The sequence below is a fragment of the Gilliamella sp. ESL1225 genome (assembly GCF_058502635.1).
Genome location: NZ_CP196358.1, coordinates 1,920,026 through 1,944,995 on the forward strand (window position 1 = coordinate 1,920,026; position 24,970 = coordinate 1,944,995).

Annotated in this window: 23 protein-coding genes; 9 read left to right on the top strand and 14 right to left on the bottom strand. The window is 33.4% G+C overall.

Translation table 11 applies throughout. The features are described 5' to 3' along the window. Positions 1-202: 202 nt before the first annotated feature. The 4 genes from ACSYSW_RS08760 to ACSYSW_RS08775 are packed head-to-tail and all read right to left on the bottom strand — an operon-like array spanning position 203 to position 3,832. Positions 203-958: an iron ABC transporter ATP-binding protein gene (locus ACSYSW_RS08760; RefSeq protein WP_491705419.1), complete on the bottom strand. Its 756-nt coding sequence runs from the start codon at positions 956-958 to the stop codon at positions 203-205. Next, entirely contained in the window at positions 955-1,926 is a 972-nt protein-coding gene (locus tag ACSYSW_RS08765; protein ID WP_491705418.1) for an iron chelate uptake ABC transporter family permease subunit, read from the bottom strand. Before ACSYSW_RS08765 ends, ACSYSW_RS08760 begins: the two co-directional genes overlap by 4 nt. Next, a complete protein-coding gene (locus ACSYSW_RS08770; protein WP_491705417.1) occupies positions 1,916-2,872 on the bottom strand; it encodes an ABC transporter permease in 957 nt (318 codons plus the stop codon). The genes ACSYSW_RS08765 and ACSYSW_RS08770 overlap by 11 nt, the downstream gene beginning before the upstream one ends. 21 nt (positions 2,873-2,893) lie before the next feature. Next, positions 2,894-3,832 carry a siderophore ABC transporter substrate-binding protein gene (locus ACSYSW_RS08775; RefSeq protein ID WP_491706336.1) on the bottom strand — a complete coding sequence of 313 codons (939 nt, stop codon included), beginning with the start codon at positions 3,830-3,832 and terminating at the stop codon, positions 2,894-2,896. A 526-nt stretch (positions 3,833-4,358) separates the two neighbouring features. On the opposite strand from ACSYSW_RS08775, the gene ACSYSW_RS08780 reads away from it, so the two are divergent. The 3 genes from ACSYSW_RS08780 to mutH all read left to right on the top strand — a co-directional run bounded on the left by ACSYSW_RS08780 (position 4,359) and on the right by mutH (position 6,369). Further along, positions 4,359-4,913 carry a Dps family protein gene (locus ACSYSW_RS08780; RefSeq protein WP_491705416.1) on the top strand — a complete coding sequence of 185 codons (555 nt, stop codon included), beginning with the start codon at positions 4,359-4,361 and terminating at the stop codon, positions 4,911-4,913. Between the two features lie 148 nt (positions 4,914-5,061). Beyond that, entirely contained in the window at positions 5,062-5,610 is a 549-nt protein-coding gene (locus ACSYSW_RS08785) for an NADPH-dependent FMN reductase (protein ID WP_491705415.1), read from the top strand. A gap of 93 nt (positions 5,611-5,703) precedes the next feature. Beyond that, entirely contained in the window at positions 5,704-6,369 is a 666-nt protein-coding gene (gene mutH, locus ACSYSW_RS08790; RefSeq protein ID WP_491705414.1) for a DNA mismatch repair endonuclease MutH, read from the top strand. Between the two features lie 81 nt (positions 6,370-6,450). Here the strand turns inward: mutH and serA are convergent, their stop codons facing one another. Beyond that, on the bottom strand, positions 6,451-7,692 hold the full coding sequence (gene serA, locus ACSYSW_RS08795; protein ID WP_491705413.1) for a phosphoglycerate dehydrogenase: 1,242 nt from the start codon (positions 7,690-7,692) through the stop codon (positions 6,451-6,453). Positions 7,693-7,813: 121 nt separating this feature from the next. After that, entirely contained in the window at positions 7,814-8,476 is a 663-nt protein-coding gene (rpiA, locus tag ACSYSW_RS08800) for a ribose-5-phosphate isomerase RpiA (protein WP_491705412.1), read from the bottom strand. Positions 8,477-8,774: 298 nt separating this feature from the next. Between rpiA and ACSYSW_RS08805 the strand changes: the two genes are divergently transcribed. The 4 genes from ACSYSW_RS08805 to ACSYSW_RS08820 all read left to right on the top strand — a co-directional run bounded on the left by ACSYSW_RS08805 (position 8,775) and on the right by ACSYSW_RS08820 (position 12,025). Beyond that, positions 8,775-9,668, top strand: coding sequence for a LysR family transcriptional regulator ArgP (locus ACSYSW_RS08805; protein WP_491705411.1), 894 nt, complete (start codon positions 8,775-8,777; stop codon positions 9,666-9,668). Between the two features lie 224 nt (positions 9,669-9,892). Next, the gene (gene hemE / locus ACSYSW_RS08810; protein ID WP_491705410.1) at positions 9,893-10,969 is read left to right on the top strand and encodes a uroporphyrinogen decarboxylase; all 1,077 of its coding nucleotides are present in this window, start codon (positions 9,893-9,895) and stop codon (positions 10,967-10,969) included. Next, positions 10,962-11,555: a YjaG family protein gene (locus ACSYSW_RS08815; protein ID WP_491705409.1), complete on the top strand. Its 594-nt coding sequence runs from the start codon at positions 10,962-10,964 to the stop codon at positions 11,553-11,555. Before hemE ends, ACSYSW_RS08815 begins: the two co-directional genes overlap by 8 nt. A 197-nt stretch (positions 11,556-11,752) precedes the next feature. After that, a complete protein-coding gene (locus tag ACSYSW_RS08820) occupies positions 11,753-12,025 on the top strand; it encodes an HU family DNA-binding protein (protein WP_491705408.1) in 273 nt (90 codons plus the stop codon). Positions 12,026-12,157: 132 nt separating this feature from the next. Here the strand turns inward: ACSYSW_RS08820 and ybaK are convergent, their stop codons facing one another. From ybaK to glyQ, 4 genes are all read right to left on the bottom strand, one after another. Next, positions 12,158-12,643, bottom strand: coding sequence for a Cys-tRNA(Pro) deacylase (gene ybaK / locus ACSYSW_RS08825; RefSeq protein ID WP_491705407.1), 486 nt, complete (start codon positions 12,641-12,643; stop codon positions 12,158-12,160). A 250-nt stretch (positions 12,644-12,893) separates the two neighbouring features. After that, positions 12,894-13,706: a hypothetical protein gene (locus tag ACSYSW_RS08830; RefSeq protein ID WP_491705406.1), complete on the bottom strand. Its 813-nt coding sequence runs from the start codon at positions 13,704-13,706 to the stop codon at positions 12,894-12,896. Positions 13,707-13,773: 67 nt separating this feature from the next. Beyond that, complete coding sequence (glyS, locus tag ACSYSW_RS08835; RefSeq protein WP_491706048.1) at positions 13,774-15,846, bottom strand: glycine--tRNA ligase subunit beta; 2,073 nt, start codon at positions 15,844-15,846, stop codon at positions 13,774-13,776. A 9-nt stretch (positions 15,847-15,855) separates the two neighbouring features. Then, positions 15,856-16,779: a glycine--tRNA ligase subunit alpha gene (gene glyQ, locus ACSYSW_RS08840; protein ID WP_491705405.1), complete on the bottom strand. Its 924-nt coding sequence runs from the start codon at positions 16,777-16,779 to the stop codon at positions 15,856-15,858. Between the two features lie 341 nt (positions 16,780-17,120). Here glyQ and envC point away from each other — a divergent pair, with 341 nt between their 5' ends. Together envC and ACSYSW_RS08850 are read left to right on the top strand one after the other, a co-directional pair. Further along, on the top strand, positions 17,121-18,332 hold the full coding sequence (envC, locus tag ACSYSW_RS08845) for a murein hydrolase activator EnvC (protein WP_491705404.1): 1,212 nt from the start codon (positions 17,121-17,123) through the stop codon (positions 18,330-18,332). Then, positions 18,329-19,078 carry a divergent polysaccharide deacetylase family protein gene (locus ACSYSW_RS08850; RefSeq protein ID WP_491705403.1) on the top strand — a complete coding sequence of 250 codons (750 nt, stop codon included), beginning with the start codon at positions 18,329-18,331 and terminating at the stop codon, positions 19,076-19,078. Before envC ends, ACSYSW_RS08850 begins: the two co-directional genes overlap by 4 nt. 53 nt (positions 19,079-19,131) lie before the next feature. Here the strand turns inward: ACSYSW_RS08850 and rapZ are convergent, their stop codons facing one another. From rapZ to ACSYSW_RS08870, 4 genes are all read right to left on the bottom strand, one after another. Beyond that, positions 19,132-19,986 (bottom strand): RNase adapter RapZ, encoded by an 855-nt coding sequence (gene rapZ, locus ACSYSW_RS08855; RefSeq protein WP_491705402.1) that lies wholly within the window; start codon positions 19,984-19,986, stop codon positions 19,132-19,134. A gap of 99 nt (positions 19,987-20,085) precedes the next feature. Then, complete coding sequence (locus tag ACSYSW_RS08860; RefSeq protein WP_491705401.1) at positions 20,086-20,307, bottom strand: hypothetical protein; 222 nt, start codon at positions 20,305-20,307, stop codon at positions 20,086-20,088. A 400-nt stretch (positions 20,308-20,707) separates the two neighbouring features. Continuing rightward, positions 20,708-23,686 (bottom strand): DNA translocase FtsK 4TM domain-containing protein, encoded by a 2,979-nt coding sequence (locus ACSYSW_RS08865; protein ID WP_491705400.1) that lies wholly within the window; start codon positions 23,684-23,686, stop codon positions 20,708-20,710. A 34-nt stretch (positions 23,687-23,720) separates the two neighbouring features. After that, positions 23,721-24,968, bottom strand: coding sequence for a Bcr/CflA family multidrug efflux MFS transporter (locus tag ACSYSW_RS08870; RefSeq protein WP_491705399.1), 1,248 nt, complete (start codon positions 24,966-24,968; stop codon positions 23,721-23,723). Positions 24,969-24,970: the final 2 nt, after the last annotated feature.

A 24,970-nucleotide genomic window follows, 5' to 3' on the forward strand; every position in this document is an offset into this window, starting at 1 on the left:
ATTATAATTTAGGCATGATAAGTACAATATAGCCTTTCATCATAAATAAAATACCTTGCGATAATTGCAATTTAGAATAAAGGATTATTCTATAATGTTAACATAAGTTTAGCGCCTAAAAGACGCCTAAAATTTAAAAAGTTAATTTGTAATAACAATCTAAATGACTTATGATTCAAGATATTCTCGATTATTTTTCTGTTCAATAATAAATTGCAATTTTATGATCACAAACTGTTTCTATTTTAACGGGTGTATCAAATATTTCTTCTAAAAGTTGGCTTTCCATCATGCTATCAGCATCGCCTTGATGAATAAGTTGTCCATTTTTCATCGCTAAAATATTATCAGCATAAACCGAAGCAAAATTAATATCATGAATAACAATGACGATGGTTTTACCGAGTTCATCAGCAGCGCGCCGTAATTGTTTCATCATTGCAACAGCATGTTTCATATCTAAATTATTTAAAGGTTCATCTAATAAGACATATTTTGTATCTTGACATAAAACCATAGCAACATAAGCACGTTGTCTTTGCCCGCCAGATAATTCATCTAAAAAACGGTCTTTTAATTCCGTTAAATGTAAAAAATTTAATGCTGAATCTATATGTTTTAGATCATCAGTCGTTAAACGTCCTTTACTATAAGGATAACGTCCAAAACCAACTAATTCTTTTACGGTTAATCGAGTATTAAATTGATTTTCTTGCCTAAGTACCGATAGGTAAGTAGCAAGTATATCACTTGGGGTTGTTGCAACATCTAAATCATGGACTTTAATTTGCCCTTCATCAGCGGCTAAAAGTCGAGCGATTATCGTTAATAACGTCGATTTACCTGCTCCATTTGGTCCAATAATTGCGGTAATACCCCCTTCAGGTATGGTTGCTGTAATGTGGTTTAAAACCAAAGTAGTTTGATATTTTTTGCTGATGTTATTAATTTCTATCACTTTGAAACCTTTTTTAATAATAGAAGGATAAATAAAATTCCTCCTATAAATTCTATAACAACGGATAAAGAGCCAACCATATTTAGTAGCTGCTCAAGTACAAATTGCCCACCTATCAAAAATATTACACCGAGTAAAAAAGCACAGGGTAATAAATATCGATGCTGGCTCGAACCACATAGACTATATGCCAAATTTGCGATTAACAATCCTAAAAAGGTAAATGGACCAACTAAAGCCGTTGAAATCGCAACAAGTACAGAGACTAATAATAAAATTAGTGTGACGTTTTTTTGGTAATTAAGTCCTAAATTAATGGCTTGATCTCGCCCTAGCGCTAACACATCAAAACGATAGCGCATACGCCATAAAACAAAACCAATCATTAAAGCCGTGATTAATGAAAAAATAATTAATACCGGTTCTGCTTTTGAGAAGGTGGCAAAAATACGAGATTGTACAATAGCAAATTCGCTAGGTGTCATTAGCCGTTGTAATAAATTTGAAAAACTTCGAAATAACGTACCTAAAATAATTCCAATTAATAAGACGATTTGCAAGTTTGTTTTAAGTTTGGTAAATAAGCCTCGATATAAAAATAATGAAAATAAAATCAGTAATAAACATTCAAAAATAAATTTACCAATCGCGCCTAAATAAAATATGCCATTATTGTCTGTAAAAAAAACAACAATAGTTTGAATTAAAATAAAAAGCGATTCAAATCCCATTAATTGCGGCGTTAATATACGATTATTTGTTACTGTTTGAAATAATAAGGTCGACGTTGCCGAGGCAAAGGCAACAAGGAGCATGGTTAAAATAATATAGAAACGGTGATTTAAAATAAATTGAATATTTCCTTTTAAATTCACTGTCATATAACAAGTGACGCACGTTAGTGCGATGACAATTAATATTATTAATCTTTTATTACATGATAAAGATGTTAATGCTTTAATTGGCATGACGTTTTCGACTCAATAAAAATAAAAAAATAGCAGCGCCTAAAACGCCTAATATGACACTAACGGGTATTTCATAAGGATAACGGATAGTGCGTCCTATAATATCGCAAATTAATACAAGCCCTGCCCCTGTTAAACAAATCCAAGGAAGGGTTTTACGAACGTTATCACCGTAAAATAAGCTAATAAGATTTGGAATAATAAGACCCAGAAAAGGTAAAATGCCGACAACTACAATGACGATACCGCCAATCAGCGCGATGACAACGAGTCCGAGCAGCATAACGCGTTGATAGTTTAAACCAACATTAATCGCAAAATCACGTCCTAAGCCAACAACGGTGAATTTATCGGCACTCCAGCAGGCTAATAGGGTTAATCCTCCTACCAACCAAAGTAATTCATAACGACCTTTTAAGATTGCCGAGAAATCCCCTGATTCATACCCTGCAAGTGATTGCAATAAATCAAAATACATAGCAAAAAAAGTCGTTATTGCACTAATTATTGCACCTAACATGATACCGACCAATGGTACCATTAGAGCAGATTTAAAGATAATTCGGCGCGTAATAAATAAAAAGGTTAATGTCCCTATCATCGCAAATAAGCTTGCCACAATCATTTTTAACATTATTGGAGAGGATGGCGCAATGACCATCATGACTAATAAGCCAAGGCTTGCTGATTGTGTAGTACCGACGAGTGTCGGCTCAACAAAACGGTTTTGCGTCAAAAGTTGCATAATTAATCCGGCAACACTCATCGCACTACCGGCAAGTAATAATGCGATTGTTCGTGGAATGCGGCTAACCAAAAAGATTTCACGCATATTAGGATCTGTCCAAACACCCGCGAGGGTAACATGTCCTGCACCAATAAAAAGACTAATTACAGACATTATGAATAAAATCACAATGCCCGTAATAAAATAAAATGACTTCATAAATTAAAAATAATTTTTGCGTTAGTTAGTCGTTGTTTGTAATGCTTGTTCTACTTGTTGGATTAATTCTTGATAAGTTTGGATCCCACCAGCAATATAAATCGCAGCTGAATCTAGATAGATTATATGATTATTCTTCCAAGCTTTAGTTTGTTCAACTAATGGATTACTTAAGACTTGTTTTGCTGATTCTGCTTCAGACCGACCAATTGCACTATCGCGATCTAATACAAATAACCAATCAGGATCGGCACTTAAAATAAATTCTGACGTTATGGCATCACCATGTTTACCTGATTGTTCTAATTTTGCTGCAGGTTTAAATCCTAACTCATCAAACACAAAACCAAAGCGTGATTTTGCGCCGTAAGCTGACATTTTTCCACCATTAACCATAATTACTAATGCATTACCTGCTTGACTCGTCTTTGGTTTAATCGTATTAAGCTGCTGCTTAAAATTATTAATTAATTGTTCTGCTTGTTCCTGTTTATTAAAAATAAGTCCTAATTGCTTCGTACGCTCAGTTAAACTATTTAAAAAATCATTAGTATCGATTTCAAGAGATATCGTTGGTGCTATTTGATTGAGTTTTCCATAAGCATCATTAGCACGTCCACCCGCTATAATTAACTCAGGATTGATAGAGCTGATTGCTTCATAATTTGGCTCAAATAATGTGCCTGCATTTACATAATTTTTACTACTATATTTGCTTAAAAATGAAGGGAAATTAACATTAGTCTGTGCAACCGCAGTCACTGGAATATTAAGTGCATCCATGATATCAAGTGTTGCCATATTTAAAACGACGACATTTTTAGGATCTAAAGGAACAGTAGTTTTACCTTGGGCATGTTCAATGGTGATGGTTTCGGTCACGTCTTTTTTGTCAGATTTATTGTCACAGCCGACAAGCACGAACATAAAGGCAAGTAGCAAGGCTAACTTAACTTTGATATTTGAAAACATTTGATCTCCTAATCTCATTAGATGAAGGTGCGATTGTAGATTAATCTTCTATCATTATTTTAAGGGGTAATAATGATACATTTGAGTAAATGATAAATAGAATAATTATCATTTGCGTTAGATTGTATCTAAAAACGCGTTAATCTTCAATCTTGCAGCCATAATTATTTAGTTAAATTGTATGATTAATTCATCTTTATAAATAAAATTATTTAAACAAATGATTACCGTTAAATAATAAAAAAAAGAATAAAATCATTTTTTAACATGTTACGAATGTTTTTTTGCGTGATAATTTTTATATTTATTAGGTGAATGAGTAAGTTTAATATATCAAGCTAATCAGCTAGAGTTGCCAAAGATAAAATGAAAATTTATTTTAAAATTATAGGAATATCTGATAATTATAATAGTTAAAAAATATCTTTATTTTGCTGGACTTTGATACCAAGTAAGGGTAATTTTAAAAAACAGTTTATTTTTTGATAGACCTTCCAAAAAGGAGAACTAAATTATGACTAAAAAAGAATTATCCGCAAAACGATTCAAAGAAGCACAAAAATTACAAGAAGCGCCTATTTTGTTTCCTACCGATTTGGGAGAAAAAGCCTCTCGTGATATCTCTGGTGCCATGAATTCAATCTTAGCAGATGTATTTGCTTTATATTTGAAAACTAAAAATTTCCATTGGCATGTCAGTGGCCCACATTTTCGTGATTATCATTTAATGTTTGATGACCAAGGTGAAGAGCTGTTTGCAATGACAGATCCAATTGCCGAACGAGTGCGTAAATTAGGTGGTACGACCCTTAGATCGATTACTAATATTACGCAATTGCAAAGTATTAGTGATAATAATGCCGATTATGTTGAGCCAGAAGATATGCTAAGAGAATTATGCCAAGATAATATTCATTTAACTTCTCGAATGCGTGAAGCTCACGATATTTGCGATGAATATAATGATACCGCTACAGCAAGCTTAATTGAAGAATGGATAAATCAAGCGGAACAACGCGCCTGGTTCCTTTTTGAAGCAAGTCGCCGTGCAGATTCAACAGGGCATTAATAATATCTATTTTGATAGATAATATCGATAATAGATAAAATTAAATGTAATAGGCTGTAGGTTTTAATTCACTCCATTAGGTTTCAATAATGTTTGTTGGAAAGATGCTTATTAAAGCTCTCCCTTTATATAAAATAATGAGGTAATAATGAGTAAGAATATTGCAGTATTAGTAGGAAGTTTACGTAAAGAATCCTATAACCTTAAACTTGCAAAAGTGTTTCAACAAATTGCACCGTCATCTTTGTCGTTAGAAATCATCGAAATCGGTGATTTACCTTTGTATAATGAAGATATTGATACGGCAACACCACCACTTTCTTATACAAGATTCCGCACTGAAATTGCTAATTGCCAAGGTGTGTTATTTATTACACCTGAATATAATCGCGGCTTACCGGCTGTTATTAAAAATGCTATTGATGTTGGCTCTCGCCCATATGGTAAAAGTGTGTGGTCTAAAAAACCGGCTGGTATTTTCACTTCATCACCAGGCGCTATTGGTGGATTTGGCGCTAATCATCAACTTCGCCAATCACTGGTTTTTCTTGATATGCCAGCATTGCAACAACCTGAAGCCTATTTTGGTGGTGTGGATAAAGATTTTGATCCTAATGGTAATATTAATGACAGCGCAAAAGCATTTTTAACTAAATTTATTAATGCTTATGCCGATTGGGTTAATAAACTCGCTTAATTTTCCTTCTTTAAATTTCTATTTAGTTATTTACCGTCTACAATAGTAGGCGGTAATTTTTTTAGATATCGATGTTATAGTCTTTACTTTTATATGATCACTTTTAATCCACTGACTGAACAACTATTATTAGAGCGTGCAGAATTAATGGCAGGTTATTCATTTGCTGACATAGCTGCTTATTTAAACATTACGTTACCGAATGATCTAAAAAGACAAAAAGGTTGGGTTGGTCATTTAATTGAAACCTTTCTTGGCGCAACGGCGGGTAGCAAGGCAGAACGTGATTTTGTCAATTTAGGTATTGAGCTTAAAACCATTCCTGTTAATCATAACGGTTTGCCGTTAGAAACCACCTTTGTCAGTGTTGCACCATTAATGGATAATCATGGCGTAACATGGGAGACAAGTCACGTTAATTATAAATTAAGTAAAGTGCTCTGGATCCCAATTGAAGGAGAAAGAAGCATACCACTTGCTAAAAGGCGTATTGGCAAAGCAATTTTATGGTCTCCCTCCCCTTTGCAACAAAACCAGCTGAAGCAAGATTGGCAAGAATTGATGGATATGATTATTTTAGGTCAAGTTGAAAAAATTACCGCGCATTATGGCACCTATTTACAGCTGCGTCCCAAAGCTGCAAATGGGGCAAGTTTAACAAAAGCAATTGGTGAAGACGGACAAATTATTTTAACTCGTCCACGTGGCTTTTATCTAAAAAAAATATTTACTCAACAAATTTTGCAAAACATCAGCTAATTAGAATAACCCATTGATTAAATGGGTAAAATTTTATTAATTTGAGATAACATTTTTAATTATTTTTTTAGGGTAAATACATTAAAAGAGTAACCTCGCTCGAATTGTTCCGTGTACTTTTTTTAACTTCGTTAGTAATTCTTCTGCCTTTTGCAGATCTACTCTATCAATATCAATAACCACATAACCGATATTATTCGCCGTTTGTAAATATTGCGCGGCTATATTTAGTCCTTGCTTTGCAAACAAGGTATTAATTGCCGTCAGTACGCCCGGATAATTATGGTGAATATTTAAAAAACGACTGGCACCTTTCTGTGGAATGGGTAAGGAAACTTCAGGGAAATTAACTGCCGATAGCGTTGCGCCTGTATCCGAATATTTTGCTAATTTGCTTGCCACTTCAATACCAATATTTTCCTGCGCTTCAACAGTTGATCCCCCTATATGAGGCGTTAAGATAACATTATCAAATTGACATAAAGGTGATTGGAATGGCTCTTGATTGCTCGCCGGTTCACTTGGAAAAACATCAATAGCAGCACCACTAAGTTTATTTGCTTTTAATGTCTCTGTCAGTGCATCAATATCTATGACACTGCCACGTGATGCATTAATCAAAATAGCCTTACTTGGCATTAGTGCTAATTCTTGTTTTCCAATCATTTTTTGCGTCGAAGGATTTTCGGGGACATGCATGCTAATCACATCAGAAAGGGCTAGAAGTTCATTCATAGTTGCTACTTGTTTTGCATTACCAAGCGATAAACGAGTTTCTATATCATAAAAAAACACCTGCATTCCCAAAGATTCGGCTAAAACACTTAATTGGCTACCAATATGACCATATCCGATTATACCTAGTTTTTTTCCTCGCGCTTCATAAGCCCCCTCGGCAATTTTATTCCATTTTCCTTGATGCGCTTTAGCATTTGCTTCAGGCACCCGTCTTAATAATAATATTATTTCGCCTAAGACAAGTTCAGCAACAGAGCGCGTATTTGAAAACGGCGCATTAAATACCGGAATACCTTTTAATTTGGCAGCGTCTAAATCAACTTGATTGGTACCAATACAGAAACAACCAATGGCGGCTAATTTAGGAGCACTGTCAATGATGTCTTTAGTGAGGTGAGTACGCGATCGAATACCAATAAACCGAACATCTTTTAAAGCCTGCTTTAATTCTTCAGGAGATAAAGCACCTTTATAATATTCGATATTTGTGAAACCCGCCGATTTTAAAAGATCAATTGCGCGCGGATGTATTCCTTCAAGTAATAAAAATTTATTTTCATCTTTCGTCAATGTCTGAACAACCATGTTTACCTCAATAAATATCATTAATAGTCATTATCAATTGCAAAATAAATAATGTACTGAATTCATTAATTATTGATTGTCGATAGCCTAATAAGACGCAATAATTTCTTCAAATTTTTAATTAAACTTTTTTAAGTTCTTTAACGCCAGAGCTTGTTCCAATTAAAGCAATATCGGCAGAATGATTTGCAAATATACCCACTGTAACAACACCAGCAAGATTATTAATTAGCCTTTCAAATTCAAAGGGATCAGTTATGATTAAATCATGAATATCTAAAATAACATTGCCATTATCAGTTATAACACCTTGTCGATAAATAGGTTTGCCTCCTAATTTAAACATTTCACGTGCAACATATGAACGCGCCATAGGAATGACTTCAATAGGTAACGGGAAATTACCTAAAACATTCACAAGTTTTGATTCATCTGCAATACAAATAAATGTTTTTGCTAAAGCTGCAACAATCTTTTCGCGGGTTAGTGCAGCGCCCCCCCCTTTTATCATTTGTAACTGCTGATTGATTTCATCAGCACCATCAACATAAATATCGACACTATCCACCTCATTACAATCAAAAACTGGAATGCCATAGCTTTCAAGTTTAATCGTCGAGGCTTTTGAACTTGAAACTGTCCCTTTTATTTGATGTTTTATGGTCGCTAATGCATCAATAAAATGCATCGCTGTTGATCCTGTTCCTACGCCTATTATAGTATCTGGTTTGACGTATTTTAATGCCGACCAACCGACTAATTTTTTTAATTCATCTTGTGTCATAGTGTTCCCATCTTAATTGATAGTTTTTATATAAAAAAATAAAATTTTAAAAGCAAAATGCCTAAAGATATGGCATAGTAACTAATCATAAGACAAAAATCATTATGAATTTAAGAAAATAAAGTATTTATCATAATTGCTTATTTATTAAATAATAGGAGCAAATAAATACGATAATGGAATACCTATTATAAAAGTACATTGTTTTTTAACCGATATTGTTAATTTAATTAATAATAAGAGTACTCGACTATAATAAGTAATGTTAGCGAAATTAAAATAAGAATAGATAGAGATTATGAAGCGTCCAGATTATAGAGCCTTACAAGCGTTAGATGCAGTAATAAAAGAACGTGGATTTGAAAGGGCTGCCGATAAATTATGTATTACTCAGCCTGCCGTTTCACAGCGCATCAAACAATTAGAAAACTTCTTTGGTCAACAATTATTAGTTCGTACCATACCCCCTAAAGCAACTAAACAAGGCGAACACTTGCTTGGTTTATTACATCAAGTTGAATTACTCGAACAACAATGGTTAGGTGATAACGAACAAAATGCGATGCCTTTATCTTTATCAATTGCAATTAATGCAGATTCATTAGCAACTTGGTTATTGCCGGCCTTAAAACCCGTGCTAAATAAAAATATTGTCCGTCTAGATATTCAAATAAAAGATGAAGAACATACTTTAGATTTATTGAGGTTAGGTACAGTTATTGGTGCAATAAGTATTCAAGCAAATCCTCTACCGAGTTGTTTATCAGATAGATTAGGTGCACTGGATTATATTTTTGTTGCCTCTCCCGATTTTCAAAAGAAATACTTTCCAAATGGCGTAACAAAAACATCACTATTAAAAGCGCCCGCTGTTGCTTTTGATCATTTAGACGATATGCATCAGGCTTTTTTACATGAAAATTTTAATTTAACGCCAGGCAGTGTAATTTGTCATATTACTAGTTCGTCTGAAGCGTTTGTGCAATTAGCAAAACAAGGTTCTGCATGTTGTATGCTACCTATTTTGCAAGTTGAAAAAGAACTCAAAAGTGGCGAACTGGTAAATTTAACAGAAGGTTTATATCAAAGACGAATGCTATATTGGCACCGTTTTGCACCAGAAAGCAGTATTATGCAACACATTTCTGAAACGTTAGTCTCTTATGCCGCTAAAGTCTTATCCCAACCTTAAAAATTGCCTGTTTAAACGTAAGATTAGATGTAATAATTGCATCTAATCTAAAATTGCTTATCAAAAAAAGTGATTTTTATTGTTAAATATATAACAATACTTCTAATGTCTAGTTTTTTACAAATATATTGATATTAATCTGCCTTCTCAAGCATTGGGTTTTTTTATTCATATATTTATAATTCATATCGTTATAGTAATTATATACATGAAGAGTTTCTATCATGACAAAATTGAAAAATGATCGTTATTTACGTGCTTTACAGTGTTTACCTGTTGATAAAACGCCATTATGGATGATGCGACAAGCAGGTCGTTATTTGCCTGAATATCGAAAATTACGCGCGCAAGCAGGTGATTTTATGACATTATGTCAAACTCCTGATTTAGCTTGTGAAATCACATTACAACCTATAAAACGTTATGATCTTGATGCAGCTATTATTTTTTCGGATATTTTAACCATTCCAGATGCCATGGGTTTAGGACTGCATTTTGTGTCTAATGAAGGTCCTAAATTTAGTCGACCTATCACGCAATTATCCGATATTTTAAACCTACCGATTATTGATCCAAATACGCAATTAAGTTATGTAATGGATGCCATAAGCATGACACGTAAAGCATTGCAAAATAAAATACCACTTATCGGTTTTTCGGGTAGCCCTTGGACGTTAGCAACTTACATGATAGAAGGTGGCAGTAGTAAAGCCTTCACTAAAATTAAAAAAATGCTTTATTGTGATCCAAAAGCATTACACTGTTTATTAGATAAATTAGCTAAAAATGTCGCTAATTATTTAAATGCTCAAATTGAAGCCGGCGCACAATCAATTATGATATTTGATACCTGGGGTGGCGTTTTAAGCCATCAAAGCTACCTTGAATTTTCGCTTTATTATATGCAGCAAATTTTATCTGAACTTAAACGTGGGCAAAAAGATAAACAAAATATCGAAAGTTATGTGCCTGTTACCCTTTTTACTAAAGGTGGCGGCTTATGGCTAGATGCTATTATGAAAAGCGGTTGTGATGCAATTGGTATCGATTGGACAGTCGATTTAAGCACAATTGCAAATAAAAGCAGAATCGCTATTCAAGGTAATTTAGATCCTAGCGTTTTATATGCTGATAAAAGCGTTATTGATATAAATGTTACCCGTATTTTACAAGAATTTGGTTATCATAATGGCCATGTTTTTAATTTAGGTCATGGCATTCATCAAGATATTCCACCCGAACATGTCCAATATTTAGTCGATGCAGTTCATCAACAATCTGAAAGGTTTCACTATGCTTAAAAATCCGGTTCAACTTAGGCTTGAAAAATTGCCCATTTGGCAACAACGTTTATTTATGGCTTGCTTATGTGAACGTATGTATATTAATTATTGCTATTATCTACAACAACAAGGAACATTAGAAGAAGCTAAAAGTTATAAAAAAATTCTAGATTTAGTCTGGGAATCACTAATTATTAAAGAAAGTAAAATCAATTTTGATTTACAGCTAGAAAAATTAGAAGACATTATTCCTATTGTGAAAGAAAATAGTCCTTATATGATTTACCCAGCAATTGATGCCTGCCAAGCTTTAAGTGAACTTTTACATTCTTATTTAAGTGATGAAATCGGTTTTCATACTTGCCAAGTGAGCAGTATATCGGCGACAACTATTGCCGAACTTGAAATGACAAAATCAAATCAAATTTTAAGTACTGAAGAACAACAGAATTTAACAGATGTAGTTGAAGAATTCGACTTTCAATGGGAAATTTTACGGGCTTTACGAAATGAAGAAAATACAAAACTTGATTTAATAAAAGGATTAAGAGAAGATATTCGAGGTATAGAAACAAGTAATATTGGCGTTTTTTTAAGCGAATAACTGATATAAGTAATTTTTTTCTCTTTTTTTATAAAATATTGCTTTGATATTAAAGAAATATAGACTACATTTACTGTCAATGTAAAACCGTTTTTGTTTACAGTAGCAAAGTTAAAAGCTTAAAATAAAGTTAAAAGCTTTAATTTCAGCTTTTTATGTTCACTTTAACAATGAAATTAATAAGTAAGGATATGTCCATGAATAAAACAGAACTTGTAGATGCAATTGCTAGCAAAGCCGATATCACTAAGGTCGCTGCTAAAACAGCATTAGAAGCTACTTTAGCGGCAATTACTGAATCTTTAAAAGCAGGCGATTCAGTTCAATTAGTAGGTTTTGGTACGTTTAAAGTCAACAATCGTAAAGCACGTACTGGTCGTAATCCTAAAACAGGTAAAGAAATCAAAATTGAAGCTAGCAAAGTTCCTGCATTTGTTTCAGGTAAAAGCTTAAAAGAAGCTATCAAATAAATTTTCCTTCTATTTTGATAAATAATTAGAGTTTATAAAGATAATGCTTTATAAATTCTAATTATTGTTTAAAATCCTATTAAACATATCTGTTTATCTTCTTAAATGCTTAGCTCTAAAATTCTTCTATCATTAGATACTTATATTAAAAAATTGTGCATCTGTTAATGCTGCTAAATCCATTGGCGCTAATTCTATCTCAAGTCCTCGCCTTCCTCCTGAAACAAATAGTGTTGATAATTGTTTTGCGGATAGATCAATAAGTGTTTTTAGTCGTTTTTTTTGTCCTAACGGGCTAATGCCTCCAACTAAATATCCCGATACTTTTTGTGCCAATTCACTTGCAGCTAAATCAACTTTTTTACAGGAAAGAACCCTTGCAACCTCTTTTAGATCAAGATATTTATTAACAGGAATAATACAAACTGCTAATTGTTTAGTATTATCATTTAAACTCACAATGAGTGTTTTAAAAACTTGATCAGCGGTAATTGATAAACTCGGATCGAGTTTATTGACCGCTTCGTCTCCATAATGAATTTCATTCGGATCATGTTTATATTGATGAAGTATAAAAGAAATATGTTCTTTTTTGAGTAAATTAATAGCTGGTGTCATATACTTTCACTTCTTAATAAGAATATTAATCACTAATCATTAAAATGGTTATTGTTTCAAGAATATGTTTGAAGATGAACTAATAACAAAAAACTCTTACGAAATGAAAACTATCGTTATTAAAACTATCATTATTAAAACTATCTTTTTAAAAAATCTTTATTAAAAAAACTAAGTTTATTTCATAAGAGTCAATTTATAATACTAAATTTTAATAAATTAGATAAACGTACATATATCGCCGTGCTAATTAAATAATAAAATCATGTTGCTCAGGTGTTTCACTAATGGTTTTATATAAACGATAATAAAAACATAATACAAAAAAACCACCCATACTGTGTATGAAACTTTGTATTAAATTCATAGTAATATTATTAGGAAAATTAATCGTTAATGATGCGCATATAAGTATAAATCCTACATATATAACTTCTATTGCTATTCCTATTCCAAAATATTTTTTTATCAACTGAATAGTATTTTTAAATAATAAACTAAAAGGTGCTTTCGTTGGGTCGACAATAGAAGCCATAAAAAAATGAGACATCATTAAAAATAAAAATAGAAAAAACAGTATTGCTAATAAAAGAATTAATATGCCAAAAAAAGGCATTATAATCATAAATAACATTGATATCAGTGAAATCAAAAAACAATATACAATAGATAAACCAATAAAGCTCAGATATAGCAGTAATAATTTACCTACATTATTTATAATGTGATCAAATAAAATTTTGATATTAAACGATGAGCTGTGCGCTAAATTATAAAGAGTCGCAATATTTATCAAAGATAGAATTAAAGATGTGATCATAATAATCAACATAAATAATATTATTATATGAGCAAAATTATTGATGGTATAAGAGTCATATAAATCAACATTTTTACCCATTGAAATGAATTGATTAATACCCAGAATGTCAACCGCCGAATCATAAACAAGAAAATTTAATATCGTTAATATTATTTGCATAATCACAATAGGCACGAATCGATTAGCCATAAAATTTAACGACTGCTTGAAAATGGGCACAAAGTTTATTTGTTTATTCATTAATTTTTTCCTTATTAATTGGCATGACATCAGATGCCATGCCAACTAAATTCATTCATTATTTCAATTAAGATTGTAAATAAGCAATATCGGCAACTTTTAAAAATAAATTTTGCAATTTAGTTAATAAAGCTAAGCGATTTAACTTAATTTGTTCGTTATCAACCATGACCATTACGTCAGAAAAAAATGCATCTACTGGCTCTTTTAAAGTTGAGAGTTCAACTAACGCATCTTGATATTTGCCTTGATTAAAATAAGGCTCTAATTTATCGGTAAGAATAATCACTTGCTTAGCAAGTGCTTCTTCTGCTCCTGATTCAATAAGCGATGCGTTAATTTTTTCAGGAATTATGCAATTTGCTTTAGCTAAAAGGTTAGATACCCGTTTATTAGCATCTGCTAATGATGCAGCTGCTGGTAAAGTTCTAAAATGACTTACGGCTTTCACACGAGTATCAAAATCAGCTGGTTTTGTTGGATTTAAAGACAGAACGGATTGTAATGTATCGATAGCAAAGCCTTGTTCTAAATACCAAGCTCTAAAACGACCTTGCATAAAGGTGACAACATCTTCAATGACGTTTTTATTAGTTAACTTATCCCCATAGCAAGTAGCGGCAAACTGCGCTAAATTAACAAGATCAAGCGGTAATGATTTTTCGACAATAATTCTAAGTACGCCAATTGCAGCGCGACGTAATGCAAATGGGTCTTTATCCCCTTTCGGGTTTTGCCCAATACCAAAAATACCCACTAAGGTATCCATCTTTTCGGCAAGAGAAACGGCACAAGCAACAGACGTATCAGGAAGTTCATCACCTGCAAAACGCGGTTTATATTGCTCTTCGATCGCCATCGCAACATCCATGCTTTCGCCATCTTTTAAGGCTAAATAACGTCCCATAATGCCTTGCGTTTCAGGAAATTCAAAAACAGTATTGGTGACTAAATCACATTTTGCCAATTTAGCTGCGCGTTTAGCTGCATGAACATCAGTATGGATTTGATGAGCAATCTCACCCGCTAATGATTCAAGTCTTAACGCTTTATCTTTTAATGTGCCTAGTTGTTGTTGAAATAAAACTGTTTCAAGTCTTGATAATCTGTCTTCTAAATGCTCTTTTAAATCCGTTTTATAAAAAAATTCGGCATCTGCAAGACGTGGTCTTACCACTTTTTCATTACCTGAAATTATCACCTTCGGATCTTTCGATTCAATATTGGCAACAAATATAAAGTTAGGTAATAATTTTGCTTGTTTATCATATACTGGAAAATATTTTTGATCGCCTTTCATGGTATAAACCAATGCCTCGGCAGGAACATCTAAAAATTTTTCTTCAAATGCCGCCGTTAAAACAACAGGCCATTCGACTAATGATGTCACTTCTTCTAGTAAATTGTCGGCTAATTCAGCTTTACCATTTAGCTTTTCAGCGGCAAGTGTTGCATTTTGTTTAATTATTTCTTTACGCTTTTGATAATCCGCGATGACTTTACCTCGTTCTTCTAAAATTTCAGGATATTGATCAGCATTATCAAGGATGATTTGTTGTTCCCCCATAAAACGATGCCCATGAATAATACGATCACAACGAACGTCTAAAATAGTACCTTCAACAATTTCAGAGCCATAAAGCATAGTCACAGTATGACATGGGCGAATAAATTCTACGTTTTTATCTGCCCAGCGCATAGGTTTAGGTATCGGTAATTTAGCTAATGCGTTTTTAACCATTTCAGGTAATAATTCAATGGTTGCTTGCCCTCTTTGATGAGCCGCATAAATTAGCCATTCGCCTTTATCGGTTATCAAGCGTTCAGCTTGTTCAACAGAAATACCACATCCTTTTGCCCAACCTTCAGCTGCTTTTGTCGGTTGCCCATTTGCATCAAATGCTGCGCTAATCGCAGGCCCGCGTTTAACTATAGTGCTATCAGGTTGAATGTCGTCTATATTTAAAACTTTTAATGCTAAACGGCGCGGAGAGGCATACCAAATTACTTCACCATGATTAAGATTTGCAGCATCGAGTTGTTCAATGAAATTAGTCGCAAAACTTTCGGCTAACGCCCGTAATGATTTAGGTGGTAGCTCTTCAGTTCCAATTTCGACTAAAAATGTTTTTTGCATGATATTGACTCCTTATTTAGTCGATTCGGGTTTTGCTTGACACATTGGGAAACCTAACGCTTCGCGCGATGCATAATAGGCTTCGGCGACCATTTTGGTTAATGCTCTAATTCTTAAAATATAACGTTGACGTTCAGTCACGGAAATTGCTTTCCGGGCATCAAGTAAGTTAAAACAATGAGCTGCCTTTAAAATACGTTCATAAGCCGGTAATGGTAGTGGATTTTCGAGTGCTAACAAATAGTTAGCTTCTTTTTCGTATTCATCAAAACAATGGAATAAAAAATCAATATTGGCGTATTCAAAATTATACGTCGATTGTTCGACTTCATTTTGATGAAACACATCGCCATAGGTTGTTTTACCAAACGCACCTTCACTCCAAATTAAATCATAAACACTATCTACGCCTTGAATATACATGGCTAAACGTTCTAAACCATAAGTAATTTCACCCGTCACAGGTTTACATTCAAGCCCACCAACTTGCTGAAAATAAGTAAATTGCGTCACTTCCATACCATTTAACCAAACTTCCCAACCTAATCCCCATGCACCTAAGGTTGGATTTTCCCAGTTATCTTCAACAAAACGAATATCATTTATAGTGGGATCTAAACCTAGTTCTTTAAGCGATCCTAAATACAATTCTTGAATATTATCAGGAGACGGTTTTAAGATGACTTGGAATTGATAATAATGTTGTAATCGATTTGGATTTTCACCATAACGACCATCTGTTGGGCGCCTTGATGGTTGAACATAAGCGGCATTAATTGGCTCTGGACCGATCGCCCGTAAACATGTCATTGGATGCGATGTGCCTGCACCCACTTCCATATCTAAAGGTTGAATAATTGTGCAACCTTGATTAGCCCAATAATCTTGTAATGTAAGAATTAAACCCTGAAAGGTTTTGACATTAAACTTTTGCATGTTGTGATCTTTTTGGTTGAATTAAAGTATTAAGATATAAATAGTTTTGTATTTTATCCTGTTTTTAGATATTGTGAAATGCCTAATCGCTTCTCGTTATTGATTTATGCAAAGTATAAAGATTATCTAATTGTTTATATTATTTAATAATAACTTGCCTATCTAGTATTAAAGTCATTTTGTATTATATTAAGCCACTTTACCAATAATCATCATTATTTTAGCGTTTACTTAATCTATTTATTTAGTTGCCGTATAAAAGGCAGATTGTTTTGCATCTTGTCCTAATTTAGGTATAGTGTTATCACATAATTTTTCGATGGATGATCACTAATCAAATCATGTTTTTTAGAATAAATTTTTTTATCATTATTTTCTTAACAGCGCTAACGATTCCTGTTAGCTATGCTAATGATAAACAAGAATTACAATCAATTCGTTCATCGATTCAAGATCAAGAAAAATTAATTAATAATCAAAAAAAACAACGTAGCCAATGGGTCAACGATTTAAAAGAACAAGAAACTGAAATCGCTAAATTACTAAATGCTATTGAAGAAAATAAAGCCTCACTAAAACAATTATCATTAGACATTAATAAGCTTATTAAGCAAATCGATGCACTTAGCCTTAAACAAAAACAGCAGCAAACTGCGCTTGCTAAACAATTAGAAAATACGTTCAAACTCGGTCGCAATTCTGGTATTGAACTTGTCTTTTCTCTTGATGAAAATGAGCGTAATGAACGAATCATTAATTATTATGGTTATATCAATGAAGCTAGACAAAAACAAATCAACGATCTACAACTAACAACGGATCAGTTAACAAATAAAAAAACAGATCTTGAAACGAGAGAAAAAACCCAAAAACGTATCGTTAATAAACAAAAAGAAAGCCAAATTAGCCTCGAAAAAAATCGCCAAAAAAGGCAAAGTACTATTAAAGAACTTGAATCGTCAATGCTGGCAAATCAACAAAAATTAGCTGAATTGCGTGATAATGAATTCAAATTACAAGATCAAATAAAAAAAGCCGAACAGGAAAATCGCCTTACAGCACAGCAAGACGTTAAGCAAGCCAAACAATTGCAAGAAAAACAAAAAAATAATCAATATAGTTTTAATGCCAATGAACGTTCTTTAATGGCGCGTGTTAGTGGTATTGGTAAACCTATGCATCAATTTCCTTTACCGGTAAAAGGGCAAATCACTCACCGATTTGGTGATCCTTTACAAGGCGAATTATATTGGAAAGGGCTGGTTATTAATGCACCTTATGGCACAAATGTTTCAGCAATTACAGATGGACGTGTTATTCTAGCGAGTTGGCTTCAAGGTTATGGATTTGTAGTCGCTTTGGATCACGGTAAAGGTGATATGAGTTTATATGGTTATAATCAGCGTCTCTTGGTTGAAGTTGGTGATACGATTAAAACAGGGCAAACAATAGCCTTAGTCGGTAATAGCGGTGGACAAAATACCTCGTCGCTCTATTTTGAAATTCGCCGGGATGGCAAAGCGTTAGATCCAAGTGCATGGTTAAAGAAATGAAACAGTTAGTAAAATTTACATTATACATTTGTCTATTTATAAGCAATATTTCGATTCATTCAAACGCGTGGGCAGCAAAACTTGCCATTATTATCGATGATTATGGATATCGAAAAAATACCGAAGAAGCGATACTTAATCTTTCATCAATGATTAATATAGCCATTTTACCTAATGCACCAAATGCCAGCTATATGGCTGAATTAGCCTATACACACGGTAATGATATAATAATTCACTTACCGATGGCACCCATTAATAAGCAACCTTTAGAACATAATACGCTTTATCCATCGATGGATGGTCAAGAGATCCAGCAGATAATTCAAGCGGCTATTAACAAATTTCCGTATGCAAAAGGCATCAATAACCATATGGGGAGTTTAATGACGGCTAATTATCAAGCTATGCAAAAAGTCATGCAAGTTGTTAGTCAATATTCACTTTTTTTTATCGACAGTAAAACAACAGGACAAAGTAAAATTAAACAAGTAGCACAAGAATATAATGTTCAAACTGCTACACGTGATGTCTTTCTTGATAATAATCTTGACGAAGATGAGATTAGTAAACAATTTGATTTAGCGATAAAAATTGCCCGAAAAAAAGGACAAGCTATTGTTATAGGGCATCCTCATCTTCAAACATTAATTGTGTTAAGGCACAAATTAGCCAGTTTACCCAATGATATTGAATTAATTAAAATAAGCGATATTTTTGTTAATACCGAATCGGTTAATAATTGACAATAAAAGTTTGTCCAATGAAAATTGTTAACGTTTAAAAATCATCTATACATTTAATGTAATAAATATTTTTCTAACGCTTTATGACGCGCTTGGACTTCAAGCCCTTGTGAACGAAATAATTCAGCTAACTGTTGGACAATATAAACCGACCGATGCTGCCCACCTGTGCAACCGATAGCAATTGTTAGATAACTGCGATTATTATTTTCGAGCATGGGCAACCATTGCTGTAAATAATTAGCCGTTTGCGAAATAAAATTATTAACTTCCCAGTATTTATTTAAATAATCTTTTACCGGTTTATCAAGCCCAGTTAATGGACGTAAGCTCGGATCCCAGTGTGGATTAGGCAAAAATCGCACATCAAACATAAAATCCGCATTAGCCGGTGTGCCATGTTTAAAACCAAATGATTCAACAACAATGGTTAATTTTTTCTGTTTTTTACCTAAAACATGTAATCGTAAGGTATCCGTTAATTCATAAATGGAGAGATTGTCGGTATTAATAATTGTTGTGGCATGTTTTTTTAGTGGCTCTAAATATTCTTCTTCTAAATCTATGGCTTCTTCAAGCGTTGGGCGTAAGGCTGTTAAAGGGTGTATACGTCGAGTTTCACTATAACGGCGAATTAAGGTGTTTCGATTACTATCAAAAAATATAATTTCAGGCGTTATTGTTTTAGGCAAACGTTGAATAATGTCTTGATTAAAATCAAAATTAGCAGGTAAATTACGAATATCAATACTTACTGCAACAGGCGTATTACTTATTTTTAATGATTCTGCTAATTCTGGAAGCAAACTCACCGGAATATTATCAACACAATAAAATCCCATATCTTCTAATGCTCTCAGTGCGATAGACTTTCCTGAACCAGAACGACCACTTACTATCATAAACATTACAATAACAGCTCCAACGTAATTGAGGCTTTCATTATACACTGGCTAAATAGTCGCTGGCAATTTAGCCTTTTTAGCTACATTTAAATTAGAGATTTCTCAATTAAAATTTTGGCAAATAAATTTAAGTTCATCGATTGTAAATCCTGTCGCTTTTTGCAAAAAATTAATATCAAAGCCTTTTTTTAACAAATTTTGCGTGATCATTTTAATATCTCGCACACTGATATCAGATTTTATTTTGTGAACTTTCTTCATTACATTTAATTCTTGCACTTTTATATTTTTATTTGCCTCTACTCTTTGAGTTAACATAGTCATATGATTTCCTAATAAAAATAGTTATAAATTAAAAATAGATTTTATCGACGTTAAAATTCATTCAATTTCTGCTTTAATTTTGCCTAATTCCGATTATTTAATCAAGATCAAATTGGTAAGTTATATAATATAATCAATGACATGATGAAATGTCGAAACTGTGTTTAAATATAGTTAATAATTATTTTTAAAACCCCTTAATATGCATAAAAATAAACGGTTTTATTTTTATTTAAATGATAAAAATATGATTTGCGATAAATTACGCAATCTATTTGCAATAAATAGAAAAATCTAAATTAAAAATGCGAGAAGCCTCACAAAAACCACAAGGCTGTTTTTATTGACGAATTAATCAATGAATAGTTAATTAATGAACAGTTAATAAATAGATAATGAATTAATAATTAGCATTTGCAGATGGCGATAATACTTCGCGACTGCCGTTATGCGCGGGTTTACTAATTATTCCTTCTTCTTCCATTTGTTCAACAATGCGAGCGGCTCGATTATAACCAATCCTAAATTTACGCTGCACGCTTGAAATAGATGCTCGGCGAGTTTCTGTTACAAAATCCACCACCTGATCAAATAAAGGGTCGAGCTCATCTTGATGACTATCGTTATTATTTCCATCATGGCTATCAACGGAAACGGTAATATTATCGACGTATTTAGGTTTTCCTCTTGCTTTCCAATCTTGTACAACGGCATGAACTTCTTCATCGCGAACAAAAGCACCATGTACACGTATTGGAATAGAACTATTTGGTGGGAGATATAACATATCCCCCATGCCTAATAATGATTCTGCTCCCATTTGATCGAGGATGGTGCGTGAATCAATTTTACTTGATACTGTAAAGGCAATACGAGTTGGAATATTGGCTTTTATAAGTCCCGTAATCACATCAACTGACGGTCTTTGTGTTGCTAAAACTAAGTGAATACCTGCTGCTCGCGCTTTTTGAGCTAAACGAGCTATTAATTCTTCAACCTTTTTACCAACCGCCATAATAAGATCAGCAAATTCATCAACCATAACTACAATATAAGGTAGCTTTTCAAGCGTTGGCATGTTGAGATCAAAGTTATCATTCGGTTTCCATAATGGATCAGGAATAGGCTGCCCCATTTCAGCAGCTAATTTAATTTTTTCATTGTAACCGGCAATATTGCGTACACCTAATTTTGACATCAAAAGATAGCGCCTTTCCATTTCGTTTACACACCAGTTAAGGGCATTGGTGGCATCTTTCATATCTGTTACAACATTTGTTAATAGATGAGGAATTCCTTCATAGATAGATAATTCAAGCATTTTTGGATCTATCATAATAAACCGAACATCTTCAGGCTGTGATTTATATAAAATACTTAAAATCATCGCATTAACGCCAACAGATTTACCTGAGCCAGTTGTACCTGCGACTAATAAATGTGGCATTTTAGCTAAATCAGCAACCACCGAATGTCCTGAGATATCTTTACCTAATACAATGGTTAAGGGTGATTTTTCTTCACGAAATTGCGGACTATCAAGCACTTCACGAAAATAAACAGTTTGACGATTTTTATTGGGTAATTCAATGCCGACATAAGGCTTTCCGGGAATAACTTCCACAACACGCACTGATGTCATTGATAACGAACGAGCTAAATCGCGATCTAATGTTGAAATCCGTGCGGCTTTTATGCCCGGAGCGAGCTCAATTTCAAAACGTGTTATTACAGGCCCCGGCTGGTAATCGACTACTTTCGCATTAACACGATAATCCGATAAACTGCGTTCAATTAATTCGGCCATTTTATCTAATGCTGAATGATCTATTGTGATCTGCTTTGTCGGTGCCGGCGTTAATAAATCTAAAGAAGGCAATAATGTTGTAGGTTTAGTTGCAATTTTAGCTGTAGTTTTATCCTGATTAAATAAAAATGGATGAATTAAACCTTGCGAAGTATCGTTATTATCTTCGTCATTTTCATCATTATATTCTTGCTCAGCTTGAGGGTTATTTGCTGTAATAGGATGATGGCTATCATTTTCTGGTAAATTAGTATCTTGTTGATTAGTTGCGTAAACATCGCCAACGTGTTCAGCTAATTGGCTAGGATCATCAGCATGAGCAGATATCATCGATTTGCTATAAATATCAGCGGTTATTTCATAATCTATATCGTTATCTTTATCAAGATCAGGGTCATGGTCATTTTTAGTTTCAAAATAATGATGTGGAGATTCTTCTATAATTGGTAAACTTGCTCTTGAATTTAGTAATTGATTTTGTTGATACTCTTTGGCAAGACTTTGTGAAATCTCATTAATTTCGTCATTTCTATCATTATCTCGATACTCTTCTATCACCCAGTGTTGATTGTTCTCGTATTGATTTAATTTTGTATTCGGTAAATGTTGCGCTGCATAACTTGTTTTAATAAATAAAGGTTTACTTGGTGCATCGGCAATTTGATAATCATCATGCAAATTAGATATATCGTCTTTTTCTAAAGCATTATTCGATAAGTTTTCATCAAGTTGCTCATCTGCATCGACAGCTATTTTGTTGTCAGTGTTTGGTGGCAAAGTTAAATCATTTGTTTTCGAATTTGCGAAATTGATACGGTCATCAACATCGTTATCTGACGGAAATTCGTGAGGCGTTAAACCCTTATCTTGATTAATATGATTTTCTGAATAAGCAACATTAGATACAGTATTATCCAGGTTTTGTTTATCATCAAGGGACGTTTGATTAGTGGATTTAGGTATGGCATGTGAACGATTAAACAACAACCAGCTAATCGGCGTTAAACAGAAAATAACAAGCGCGCCTAATTTTTCGAGTAATTTAAACCAGGATAAACTCGTTAAAAGCGTAATACAGGCTAAACAAACAACAAAAAAGGTTAATGATGTTTGCAAAGGATTCATTAAAGGCAATATATTTTGTAATACTATTTGCCCCAGATTTCCACCCGCCATAAATAACATGCCATCACGAATATTTAGCGCAAAAAATCCTGTCGCACTAAATATAAACGCTAAAATTCCAATGATACGAAAAGAGGCACTAAAATAATTAATCGGTTTATCGCAAGAATGAAAAAAATAAATCATTAATTGTGCACAGATAAAACATCCAATTATCGGTAAACAATAAGCAATAAATCCGAAGAATTGCAATAAAATATCTGATACATATGCACCAATATAACCGCCTAAATTACTGATAGGTTCGTGCCAGGCCGTTTGTGACCAACCTGGATCTGCCGGATCATAAGTTATTAGCGCGACAAAGATATAAACAAATAAAACGAGTAACCCAAATAAAATGAGTTGAGTCATAATTTGTTTTTTTGTGACTTTTAACTTTTCCAAAAATGTACCTAACCATTAACCTGCAAAATAGTCGTTATTTTATCTCTTTTTGGCTTTTTTTGACATTCAAAAAGAGCCCAAAAGCTAAAAAATTACATACAACCATTGAACCAACCATCAACCATTCAATGATATTATCCGTCATTAATGTGTCATTGTGAGCCGGTGATAAAACAGAAATTAAAACACCAACAGCACCTGCAACCATAAATCGAAGTGTTCCAGCTAATGAGGAAGCGGTACCAGAAATGCGCGGATAATAATTTAAAACCACCGCCATACTATTACCGCCAACAACCGCAATACAACCGATATAACCGGCCACACAGGCAACTAAAAAGGGAAAACTTAGATGCATTAATTCAACAATAATAAGACCAATGGACATAATGAATTGCACCGTTAATCCAAATTGCATCATATTAATCGCACCCACTCGCTTAACAAAACGACTGTTTAAGGTATTCATCAATATCATTACACAAATATTAATCGCAAAATAGAAACCAAAATGCGTACTATCTACACCGTGAATATTCATATAAACAAAGGCGCTAGAACTTAAAAATGAAAATAATCCTGCTCCAGCAAACGCCCCAACTAGCATATAGCTTAATACTTGCCGATGGCGAAATAACACAATAAAATTACTTAAAATGCGTAGTAAACTAAATATATCGCGTTTATCTTTTGCTAACGTTTCAGGAATAAATTTTGCAACTAAAAATAAACAAAATAGCCCAACACCGCCTATAACATAAAAGTTAGCCTGCCAATTAAACCAATATAAAATATAGCCACCAATGATAGGTGCTAAAAGTGGGGCTACATTAGAGACTAACATCACAAAAGACATCATTTTAGAAAATTCATCACGATCGCGATAAATATCTTTCATAAGCGCATTCACAATAATGGTTGTAGCAGCTGCTGCTGTGCCATGAAAAAAGCGGGCAATAATTAATTGATCTATATTTCCGGCCAGGGCACAACTTAAAGCGGCAATAACAAAAATAGTGAGTCCCGTTAATAAAACATTTCGTCGACCATAACTATCTGTTAAAGGTCCAAAAAGTAATTGCCCAACCGAAGCACCGAGCAAATATATACTGATGGTTAATTGCACCTTGCCATCGGGTGCATGAAAAGAAGAACCAATATTTGGGATACTACTTAAATACAAATCAATCGATAGAGGCATTAACATCGAAAGTAAGCCGAGAATTAAAATCAAAGCACCATTTGGTAGCTTTATTTCAACAGCATTATTGGAAGGTTGCACTG

Excerpts from the sequence above, each read along its gene's own strand:
- ACSYSW_RS08765 (WP_491705418.1), bottom strand. The coding sequence starts at position 1,926 with ATGCCAATTAAAGCATTAACATCTTTATCATGTAATAAAAGATTAATA.
- ACSYSW_RS08780 (WP_491705416.1), top strand. The coding sequence starts at position 4,359 with ATGACTAAAAAAGAATTATCCGCAAAACGATTCAAAGAAGCACAAAAA.
- ACSYSW_RS08820 (WP_491705408.1), top strand. The coding sequence starts at position 11,753 with ATGAATAAAACAGAACTTGTAGATGCAATTGCTAGCAAAGCCGATATC.
- serA (WP_491705413.1), bottom strand. The coding sequence starts at position 7,692 with ATGGTTGTTCAGACATTGACGAAAGATGAAAATAAATTTTTATTACTT.
- ACSYSW_RS08860 (WP_491705401.1), bottom strand. The coding sequence starts at position 20,307 with ATGACTATGTTAACTCAAAGAGTAGAGGCAAATAAAAATATAAAAGTG.
- envC (WP_491705404.1), top strand. The coding sequence starts at position 17,121 with ATGTTTTTTAGAATAAATTTTTTTATCATTATTTTCTTAACAGCGCTA.
- mutH (WP_491705414.1), top strand. The coding sequence starts at position 5,704 with ATGATCACTTTTAATCCACTGACTGAACAACTATTATTAGAGCGTGCA.
- rpiA (WP_491705412.1), bottom strand. The coding sequence starts at position 8,476 with ATGACACAAGATGAATTAAAAAAATTAGTCGGTTGGTCGGCATTAAAA.
- hemE (WP_491705410.1), top strand. The coding sequence starts at position 9,893 with ATGACAAAATTGAAAAATGATCGTTATTTACGTGCTTTACAGTGTTTA.
- ACSYSW_RS08850 (WP_491705403.1), top strand. The coding sequence starts at position 18,329 with ATGAAACAGTTAGTAAAATTTACATTATACATTTGTCTATTTATAAGC.
- ACSYSW_RS08815 (WP_491705409.1), top strand. The coding sequence starts at position 10,962 with ATGCTTAAAAATCCGGTTCAACTTAGGCTTGAAAAATTGCCCATTTGG.
- ybaK (WP_491705407.1), bottom strand. The coding sequence starts at position 12,643 with ATGACACCAGCTATTAATTTACTCAAAAAAGAACATATTTCTTTTATA.
- ACSYSW_RS08830 (WP_491705406.1), bottom strand. The coding sequence starts at position 13,706 with ATGAATAAACAAATAAACTTTGTGCCCATTTTCAAGCAGTCGTTAAAT.
- ACSYSW_RS08785 (WP_491705415.1), top strand. The coding sequence starts at position 5,062 with ATGAGTAAGAATATTGCAGTATTAGTAGGAAGTTTACGTAAAGAATCC.
- glyQ (WP_491705405.1), bottom strand. The coding sequence starts at position 16,779 with ATGCAAAAGTTTAATGTCAAAACCTTTCAGGGTTTAATTCTTACATTA.
- rapZ (WP_491705402.1), bottom strand. The coding sequence starts at position 19,986 with ATGTTTATGATAGTAAGTGGTCGTTCTGGTTCAGGAAAGTCTATCGCA.
- ACSYSW_RS08770 (WP_491705417.1), bottom strand. The coding sequence starts at position 2,872 with ATGAAGTCATTTTATTTTATTACGGGCATTGTGATTTTATTCATAATG.
- ACSYSW_RS08805 (WP_491705411.1), top strand. The coding sequence starts at position 8,775 with ATGAAGCGTCCAGATTATAGAGCCTTACAAGCGTTAGATGCAGTAATA.